Source organism: Streptomyces sp. NPDC001732 (assembly GCF_053596315.1).
The window spans coordinates 1-9,023 of sequence record NZ_JBSFFY010000124.1; the positions used below are offsets into that span (position 1 = coordinate 1).

Consider the following 9,023-nt stretch of genomic DNA (forward strand, 5'->3'; position numbering starts at 1 on the left):
ACAGCAGCAGACTCATGGCCGACACCCCGTCACCGCACCAAGAATGGTGCACTTTCATCCGTACGAGGTGGTGCACGTTCGCTTGTACGCCGACAACATGCGTTGCCCTTGTCGCAGGACCGGGTCGGCGGCAGCAAACAGTAGCCGTTGGGCAGGATCCGGTCGGTGCGGCGGTCGAGCTGGACAAGGTCGAGCATGTCGCGATGGTCCATGCCCATCTCGCGGCCATCGCGGCCGATCTTGGCCAGGGCGAGGAACTCGCGCTCGGCGGTGCTGGCGAGGGTCGCCGCGTAACGCATAGTCATCTCTGGAGAGAGGTGGCCGAGGTAACGCTGGACGACATGGATCGGGGCTCCCGCGTTGATCAGGCTGGTTGCCTTCGTGTGGCGAAGGCGGTGGCTGCGTGAGTAGAGAAGGAGTTCACCGCGTGAATCCCACAGGTCCAGGTGGTGACTGAACTCCTTCAGGACACGGTTGTAGTTGCTGGTCTCCCAGGATTTGGCGCCATGCCGGTTGCCGGTGGTCTTGGGAAAGAGGTAGCGGATCGCGTCGGCAGGGTCGAGGCCCCAGTGCTCGCGCACCCATGCCTGCTGTTCCCGGACGATCTCGACGACGTCATGGCCGACGAGGATGGTGTTCGGCGCGCCGTCGATCTTCGTCTGCTGGTAGCGGAGCCGGGCGACCATTCCGCCCTCGCGGACAGCGGCGGCGTCCAGCCCGGGAATGTCGGATAGCGGCTCGAAGTCCATCATCAGTACTTCACTGGCCCGGCGCCCTGTGAGGGCTTGGATCAGCCAGGCCCGCATGACCGCGGGCTGTCCGAGCCCGGGCAGTTCGATCTGCTGTCCGTCGCGGACAACGGTGCGGTTGTGCCCAGCGGGCAGACCCAGCAGTTCGATGTGCGTGAGCATGCTGCTGAGGTCGGTGTCGTTGATGTAGTTGCGCTCGTCGGCCTGGCGGACTTCTCGGTGGCGGGGCCGGTCGGCGGGGCGGAACATGCGGGCGTGACTGTCGGTGAGTTCCTGCCAGCGCGTGTCGTCCAGAGCCTCGGCGGCCTCGGTGCGGCAGTCGGTCATGACTCGGTAGAACAGGTCGATCGTCTGCAGGTTCTTACTGATCGTTCTTGGCTGGAGACCCCCGCCGACCCGGGATCGTCCCGACCGCTCGCGCCGCCACCCCTGGAGGAAGGTTCCGAAATCAAGTGCGAGCGAGCGCAGGCTCTGTTCTGGCCCGTCCAGCAGGGCGGGGCGGTCGATTCCGTGCTTGGTCACGAATACAGCGAAGCGTGCGGTGTTCACGCGGTGCTGCATGACCGTCGACCAGGTCAGTTGCCCGGACTCCAGCTGCAACCGTAGGTAGAACTTGGTGCCCTCACGCAGCCAGCCCGGGACGATGTCGCCCCAGCGGACGGCGGTGTTCGCGCGCGGTTCGTGCTCACGGCGCGGGATGCGACTGTCCAGTCGCAGCGACCAGATGTCGTGCCGCCACCAGTCGACCTCGCTGTGTAATGCCGCAGCAGCCGGTCAAGCATGGCCCGTAGCGCGTATTCAGCCCGGCGCCGGTGCTCAGGGGCAGGCATCCGTCCCTTGTCAGCGTGGTAGGTCCGGCCCCAGGCCGTCATCCAGTCGCTCAGGGGCAGGTCGGCGAAGGAGATCACGTGCGGGCGACGGGCCATGACGCGGGCGGCGGTGGCAGCCCAGCGGTTCCACTCGCTGGCGTGGGCCTGTCGTTCCCCGGTGCGTGCGCAAGTAGCCAGCCACCAGCCGACTTCGCGGCGCATGGCCACGGACAGAGCGGTGATGTCCAGCCGGGTCTGCCGTGAGCCGATCATGAACACCCCGGCCAGACGCGGATCGCGCGGGTCGAACCGCGACCCGGTGAACACCGCGTCCAAGCCGTCGAGCAGGGTGGCACTCTGTGCGAGCCGGTCCGGTTCAGCTGAGCCCTGCGGAGTGGCCGTAGGGAAGTGGTGATCAGTCATAGTGAACGTCCCTCAATTGCCCGCCAGTTGGCGGTGAAGGACTTCCAGTCCGCCAGGGTCTTCAGTTCGGCGTCCTCGGTGACCCAGCCGTAGAGGGAGATCGTGGTCTGGACATCGGCGTGGCCCAACCGCCGCATCACCACGTGCTCCCGGGCGGCGGCCAGCAGTAATGCGGTCGCATGAGTGTGACGCCACCAGTGCGGCGTCCAAGAAGCAGGAACTGCCTTCCCCAGACGACGCTTGAGCCCTTCGACCAGGTCATAGACGGTCTCCGGCCGCAGCGGTGCCAGCCATTCGCCGCGACGCAGGTTGACGAAAACCCACCAGCTCTCCTGATCGCTCGGGAACCGGTGGCCGTCGCCGGGCCGGGGCGGTCAAGACTGTGACGGTGCCTGTCGCGAAGGCCCCTATCGGGACACGTCCCCTGCCCGGCGGCAGCAAGTACCGCTCCAGGCGGTGGCCGACAGATCAAACTCAAGGCACAGAGCCAGTCGTAGCGTGAGTCAGGCCACCGCTCGGAGCGGCACTTGAACATCCTCACAGTCGTAGCGGACCTTGGTCCGGGGGACCCCGCCCAGCGTCCGCAGTGCGTGAACGTGGCCTTCGAAAAAGGCTTCCTGGCCGCATGAGGCGAACACTCTTCTCTGCACTATCGAGGGCGCCTGAGCGGATCCTGGTCAGATCGCGATCGGGAGCTCTTCAATCCAGCAGTCGACTGACTTCGCGGTGATCACGGCCAGGGCGTCCTCGGCGTCGGCTCTGGTCAGGAAGACGCCCGCTCCGGTGACGTCGGGCCCGTCGGAGCGGATCACCCGCGTCATGACGACGTAGACGCGGCGGTGACGCTCGCGGCGGACCGCGGTGTTGTCTTCAGCCAGCAGTGCGCCGATGAGCTCCTGGGACGAGGCGATGTTGAGGCCGGCGTCGACCCCGGAGAGCGGCTGGCTGGGCCAGATCGGCCTGTCGGGGTAGAAGTCGTTGAAGAAGCTCTGTTGCGTGCGGCCGAGGATCCCTTCCCTCCAACCGACGGCCATGGCGACCACGTAGTCGGACTCACCCTGGCTCTCCAGAACGAAGACGCGATCGTCCCGGCTGAAGGACATGCTGGCGTGGTCGGTCTTGACCTGCTCGCTCTCGGCCGCGGAGGCGCATCTGATCGCCAAGCCGCGGTAGTCGTCACGGATCTTCACCAGGGCGGCGGGCTTGAACAGCAGGTCAATCGTTGTCTCGGGCTCGCCGGGTTCGTCGGGCCGGCCAATGCTCCGCATCAGGAGCTGGCCGTGGCTCGCCGTGTAGGCCAAGAGGTGGAAGCTGCGCTCGCTGCGAAAGACCTCCTTGCCGGGGACGAGCTGGTGATCGCGGTTGAGCCATGTGCTGTCCGTCATGGGCTCACGATCTCTATCTCGACCACGCTGGTCAATGTGATTGTTCAGCTGAGGGAGCCGGGTCCGCTCTCTCCCCGCTGGGCCTGCCTCCGAAGACGGTCGGCCTGCTTCTTCTTGTCGTTGATGTGCCGCAGGCTCTCCTTCAGGGCGGCTACCTCCCCCAGCCACTGCATCCTCTGGGCCTCTTCGATCCGTTGATGGGTGTTGGCTTCGATCTCCAGCAGTCGGGGCACCTGGGCGAGGTCGAGACGGAGCATCGGGCAGCGGACGCAAGCGTTTTCATGCTGGCAAGGGGTCCCATAAGGCCGGTCACAGGTGCCGAGCGCGACCTTGCGCAGGCTGAAGTGGTCACGGAAGTCCTGCCACTCGGTGTCGCTGGGCTCTCGGTATTCCTCGCTGGGACGGTGTGTCCGGCGCTGGTCGACGAACTGCCGATAGTGGCGGATCACCTCCTCGGGATAGACCGCGACGTAAGCCTGAGTGGTGTTGAGATCGAGGTGGCCAAGGAGCTTCGCGGCGACGTGGATCGGCAGACCGCCGTTGACCGTCTCGGTCGAGAAGATTCGCCGGAAGTCGTGTGGCGTGAACCTCAGCGGTGTCCCGTCGACGTCGACGATGCCGGCCCGCACCGCATGGTCCGTGAGGAGCTCGCGAATCCGGTTGGGGGAGATGACCTGGAGCCGGTGCTGGGACAGACACTGGAACAGGTGGGGCAGCGGGGGCCCGAAGACGCGCTCGTAGCCGTCGTACCGGGTCAGCAGCGGCACCCGCTCGCCGGTGCCCTTGATGCGGCGAATGATGCGGGCGAGGACGGCAACCAGGTCCGGGTCAGCAGGGATGACACGCTCGCGGTCGGTCTTGGATGGGCTGATCTGCAGCAGCGGCACAGTCTCGCCGGTGGGTGCCTGGTACTGACGCAGACTCAGGTGAGTGAGCTCCAGGAGTTCCTCGATCCTGGCCCCGGTGCGTCGCAGGACCTCGATGCTCGCCCAGGTCCAGAAGGCGTTGTTCTCCTCGCATTCGGCATCGAACCGGGGACCGGGCTCGTCGACCGGGGCGAGGAACAGCGCGGTGGGGCGCCAGTGGCTCCCGTTGCGGCCGGTGCGTCGATAGCGCGAGCCCTCGACGGTGAACTCCTCACCCGGTGTCGCCGAGCGGGCTGCCTGTAGCAGGAACGTGGCGTGCTGCAGTCGAGCCTCGGCAGCGCGGACGAGCTGCGGCAGGACGGGAACCAGGGTGCGGGTGCGCTGCTGCATCCGTGCTTGCCGGTGGCGGGTCTCCTTGATGTAGCCGCGGATGTCGGCCTCGCTGATCGGGCAGGGTGCGGCCCAGGCCGCCCAGCGGGCCGGGTCTTCCATCGACCACTGTGAGAGGTCCAGGTAGAAGGAGCGGACGGCCAGGAAGACGGCGTGGGCGGTGCGGCGCGGTCGCCCGTCGGGCAGGACCCGGACGCGTTGCTTCCATGCCTGGGCGACCTCGTCGGGCAGATTGAGTGAGGAGATCGCGGGGTGGTGGCGTTGCAGGTCGCCCCAGAACAGGTCGGCCAGCATCTGGGCGTGGTTGACCAGGGAGCCGTAGTCCAGGACGGCGGATCGCTCGGCGATGTAGTGGACGAGCACGTCGCGGACCGCGCGGTTGGTGATCGGGTGGCGGTCGATCAGCTCGGCGGGGGTGAGCTGGCCGCGGGCCTGGGCTTCGCGCAGAGTCGGCGACGAGTCCTTGAGACCGCCGACGGAGCGGAGGATGTCGTAGGCGAGGGGCAGGGCCGTCACCGTGCGGCCGTTGTCCCGACGGGCCCGGGCGTAGTCAGTGAGGTCTTCCAGGCCGAAGGCCAGCAGGTCCTTGCCGGTGACGATGCTCATGCGGGTGAGCACGTTCAGAGCTTCGGTCGCGTGCTCGTCGCAGCGCTGTCCGCCGACGCGCTGTGTGAGTTCGGCGAACAGCGCCGGCTGGTTGTGGCGACGGTAGGCGTCGTAGACGCCCAGGAGGCGGCTGCCGAAGAGCCAACCGTAGGAGGGCCGGATCGCCTGGAGGACGATCAAGGTGCCCAGACCGGCGGTGAACCGCGACCGGGTGCCCGCGCTGAGTCCCTGCGGTCCCCAGCCGGAGCCCAGCTCGTCGGAACCGCTCAGCAGCCATCGGTCCTGCCAGGTGTCGGCGGGGAATCCCTACAGCCAGTCGAAGATGCGCCTCAGGGAGAGCTGCTGGCGCCACAGGTTGCGACCGGTCGGCTCGATCAGCAAGTTCTCGGCCAGGCGGGCCAGTTCATCGCGATGCGCCTTCTCCCGGCCGCTGCCACGGGTCGTGGTCCTCGGTTCGGGCAGCACGGTGGTGAGGAGGGCGGGGTCGCGTGGGCTGACCGGGGTGCGGGCGACGCGCCCGTGCCGTGTCATCAGCGATTTCCGAAGACGTCGGCGAGGTCGTCCGGGTCGTACGTCCAGCCGGTCAGCGGCCGCGGCGGCGGCTTGGGGCGGGTGTAGTGCTCGTGGACCTTGGTGATGACCTCGTCGGTCCTGGGCCGCAGGTAGGTGCTGGTTGTGGTGATGCGCCGGTGGCGCATCACCTGCTGGGCGTCGACCAGGGTGATGGCCGGGTCTTCGATCAGGCGCAGACACAGGGTGTGCCGCAGGTCGTGCAGCGTGATGTTCGCCCCGATCCGGGCGTTGATCCGGTTCAGCACCGCTCGCAGGGCGGTGTAGGTCAGCGGGCGAGTCTGTCCGCGCAGGGTCCACCACACCGGCTCGTCCGGGGCGGGCCGGTGGCCGTCCTGGGCCAGGTCACCGAGGTAGAGGGCCAGCCAGGCGAAGGCTTCCGGGGAGGCCGGGCATGCTTCCTTCGCCCCGCCCAAGCCCTTGGTCTGCACGGAGATCCGGCCCTCGCCCGGGTGGATATCGCCGATCGTCATGCCCAGCATCTCGGCGGCCCGTGCGCCGCTGGACAAGAACATGGAGAACAGAGCCCGGTCGCGGTGACAGCCCAGCGAGGCAAACAGGTCTTCGACGACATCGTCGGGGACAGCACGGGGCTCGCGGTCGGCCTGCTTCTGCCGGTAGGCACCACGACGGTGCAGCCGAAACGGCTCCAACGGGTTGTGATGCGCCTCCAGCCGGCGCCCGTCACGGGACTGCGGCGGAACCGGGGAGACCACGGGACCCTGCCCGGTCTGCAGATGGTGGTCGTAGAACGCCGCCAGCACCGACACCGCGTGGTTGATGGTTGCCGGAGCATAGCCCGACCTCAGGTACGGCTTTCCGGTGCGCGCGTTCAGCGACCCCGGCACCGGCGCATCCGGTCGGCGCCGGTCCCGCGCCGGGTTGTGGCACGTCCGCAGCCACAGGACGAAGTCGCGTACGTCCACTCGTTTCGCACGGCTCCATTCCACATCCACTGCCGCGAGGAAGCGGAACCAACGCAGCAGATCAAAGGCATAGGAACGGCAGGAAGCCGGAGTGTTGCCGCAGGCCAGCAACTCCCGCAGGAACTCGCTTGCCGGCGTGATCGCCCGGCCCGCCCCGTCGAGAACCACCCAGGGCAGCGTGGCGGCACCGGTCGCCTCCACCCTGCCGACCCGGGCCACCACCAGCCCAGTCACCTCGCGTTCGTCCATCACTGCAGCGTCATCCATCACGTCTCCGTCTCGTCGGGAACATCCCGAACGGAGACTCCTCGCCCTCACCAAGCCAACACGTAGGACACGCCGATAGTGCGGTCAACGGGTCTGTGGACGGCCTTGCCCGAGTACGACAGCCGGAAAGAGAACAGGTAGCAGGTCACCAGCTCGCCAGCCAGCCGTACGGTCACGTCACCGAAGTCGACCTCCGCCTCGTGGCCGGGCAGGTGGGTCTGCGGAACGAAGGCGTCGAGCGGCGCTTTGCCGGACTCGACCAGGATCTCGGGCTTCCGGCCGGCGACGTAGTAGCGCACCACCCCGTAGGAGACGTCCGCCCCGTGTTCCTCGACCAGCCGGTGGAAAATCCGGGTGACCGTGTGCCTCTGCTTGCGCGGCGCGTCCAGGTCCGCCCGCAGGATCTCGTCGATCACCGGCTTGTACGGGTCCAGCGTCGTGGCCCGGGGCGGCAGCTTCTTACGAGGCTCAGGCCAGGACGAGTCCAACGCCTTGCGTACCGTCCGCCAGGTCACGCCGTGCTTGCGCTCAAGTACCCGCATCGACATGCCGCCGCGGTGGTCACGCCGGATCGCCACGTACAGCTCGACCTTCGACATCTGCGGCATGACCAGCCCCTTTCACCAAGAGCATCCCGATGCTGCCCTGGCAAGAGCCCCCGCGCCTCCCAAACTCATCAGCATCACCCGACCGTGGATCGGAGCGCCTCCCAAACCCATCGACAAGTGACGTCACTACTGCTCGTTAAAGCCAGACACGCGGTGGCCAGGGCGATGTTCACGCCAGCGATCCACGCCGCCATGAAGAACGGAGTGCGGGTGTCCTCGAAGGCGTAGAAGCCGCGCAACAGCAGGTACTGGGCGGAGAAAGGGATGAGCCCGAGTCCGAACGCCTGCAGCATGTACCCCAGCGGGCGGGCCGAGACGGCGTCAGCCGCCCCGTGGGCGAACAGCAGCGAGGAGATCTGCGGACCCAGGGCGAGGAAGAGGAACGCGGCGGGCACAATGACCACGCCGCTGATCCGCAGCACCCGGGACAGGTCCGCGCGCAGATCCGGGATGCGCCCCTCAGCGACAGCCCGGCTCATACGCGGCAGCAACGCCGTCACCAGGGACACCGTCACGATCGACTGCGGCAGCATCCAGATGGTCTGCGCGTAGGTGTAGGCCGAGTAGCCAGCGCCGGCCTGCGGCAGCTCCTGGGCGGCGGCATTGGCGTAATTCGTGACCACCGTCAGCGCCACCTGATTGGCCAAGACGAACAGCAGCGTCCACTTCGCCGCATGGACGCTCTTGCCCAGGCCGGTGCCCCGCCAGTCGAACCGCGGGCGGAAACGGAAACCGGCCGCCCGCGCGAACGGAATCAGGGCCACGGCCTGCAGAGCGATTCCTGCCGTCGTCCCGATCCCCAGCAACTGCACCTGGTCGGAAGTGATGTCCTCCACCCGGTCGGGCACCGTCATCAGCCCCAAATAGGCGGCGAACATGCCGACCAGCACGACGTTGTTCAGCACAGGGGTCCACATCATCGCGCCGAACGGCACTGTCACGTTGACTGACCGAGTGGGATGATCTTGGAGTTGGTCGGGCCGGGAGGGGATTCGCTCGTGTCGTCAGCGCCGCCGTCGTCCGGGGGACACCTGTACCCGGTCGAGATGATCTCCCATTGCGTGTGGCTGTACTTCCGCTTCCCGTTGTCGTTCCGTGAGGTGGAGGAGCTGATGCCCCAGCGCGGTGTGATCGTCTCCCACGAGACGGTCCGCCGCTGGTGTATGAGGTTCGGGCAGGCCTATGCGAACGGACTGCGCCGCCGCCAGCCGCGGCCGGGGGATAAATGGCATCTGGACGAGGTGTTCGTGAAGATCCACGGGGAGCGGAAGTACCTGTGGCGGGCCGTCGACGCCGACGGCACCGTGCTCGGCATCCTGGTCCAGGGCCGAAGGGACACCACTGCAGCCAGGCGGTTCTTCCGCCGCCTGGTGAAGAAGACGTGTTCGGTGCCGCGGGTGATGGTCACGGACAAGCTCCGTTCC

7 protein-coding genes and 2 pseudogenes are annotated in these 9,023 nt (G+C 67.3%); 1 reads left to right on the forward strand and 8 read right to left on the reverse strand.

The features are described from left to right. Positions 1 to 29: 29 nt before the first annotated feature. The 8 genes and pseudogenes from ACWCXX_RS39730 to ACWCXX_RS39765 all read right to left on the reverse strand — a co-directional run. The gene (locus ACWCXX_RS39730) at positions 30 to 1,349 is read right to left on the reverse strand and encodes a tyrosine-type recombinase/integrase (RefSeq protein ID WP_451135995.1); all 1,320 of its coding nucleotides are present in this window, start codon (positions 1,347 to 1,349) and stop codon (positions 30 to 32) included. Between the two features lie 628 nt (positions 1,350 to 1,977). Further along, positions 1,978 to 2,307 (reverse strand): annotated as a pseudogene (locus ACWCXX_RS39735) (tyrosine-type recombinase/integrase); the annotation flags it as partial. A 351-nt stretch (positions 2,308 to 2,658) separates the two neighbouring features. Next, positions 2,659 to 3,366, reverse strand: coding sequence for a hypothetical protein (locus tag ACWCXX_RS39740; RefSeq protein ID WP_451135997.1), 708 nt, complete (start codon positions 3,364 to 3,366; stop codon positions 2,659 to 2,661). Between the two features lie 44 nt (positions 3,367 to 3,410). Beyond that, positions 3,411 to 5,408, reverse strand: a complete 1,998-nt coding sequence (locus tag ACWCXX_RS39745; RefSeq protein WP_451135999.1) for a tyrosine-type recombinase/integrase — start codon at positions 5,406 to 5,408, stop codon at positions 3,411 to 3,413. Between the two features lie 126 nt (positions 5,409 to 5,534). After that, a complete protein-coding gene (locus ACWCXX_RS39750) occupies positions 5,535 to 5,759 on the reverse strand; it encodes a hypothetical protein (protein WP_451136001.1) in 225 nt (74 codons plus the stop codon). Beyond that, a complete protein-coding gene (locus ACWCXX_RS39755) occupies positions 5,759 to 6,991 on the reverse strand; it encodes a tyrosine-type recombinase/integrase (protein WP_451136003.1) in 1,233 nt (410 codons plus the stop codon). Before ACWCXX_RS39755 ends, ACWCXX_RS39750 begins: the two co-directional genes overlap by 1 nt. Before the next feature lie 47 nt (positions 6,992 to 7,038). After that, positions 7,039 to 7,599 carry a hypothetical protein gene (locus ACWCXX_RS39760; RefSeq protein ID WP_451136005.1) on the reverse strand — a complete coding sequence of 187 codons (561 nt, stop codon included), beginning with the start codon at positions 7,597 to 7,599 and terminating at the stop codon, positions 7,039 to 7,041. Between the two features lie 146 nt (positions 7,600 to 7,745). Beyond that, positions 7,746 to 8,534: pseudogene (locus ACWCXX_RS39765) on the reverse strand (lipid II flippase MurJ); the annotation flags it as partial. 63 nt (positions 8,535 to 8,597) lie between these two features. On the opposite strand from ACWCXX_RS39765, the gene ACWCXX_RS39770 reads away from it, so the two are divergent. After that, on the forward strand, positions 8,598 to 9,023 hold a 426-nt coding region (locus tag ACWCXX_RS39770), incomplete at its 3' end, for an IS6 family transposase (protein ID WP_451136007.1).

What these genes read in the sequence shown, in the direction of transcription:
- ACWCXX_RS39740 (WP_451135997.1), bottom strand. Translation starts at nt 3,366, where the DNA reads ATGACGGACAGCACATGGCTCAACCGCGATCACCAGCTCGTCCCCGGC.
- ACWCXX_RS39750 (WP_451136001.1), bottom strand. Translation starts at nt 5,759, where the DNA reads ATGACACGGCACGGGCGCGTCGCCCGCACCCCGGTCAGCCCACGCGAC.
- ACWCXX_RS39755 (WP_451136003.1), bottom strand. Translation starts at nt 6,991, where the DNA reads ATGGATGACGCTGCAGTGATGGACGAACGCGAGGTGACTGGGCTGGTG.
- ACWCXX_RS39760 (WP_451136005.1), bottom strand. Translation starts at nt 7,599, where the DNA reads ATGCCGCAGATGTCGAAGGTCGAGCTGTACGTGGCGATCCGGCGTGAC.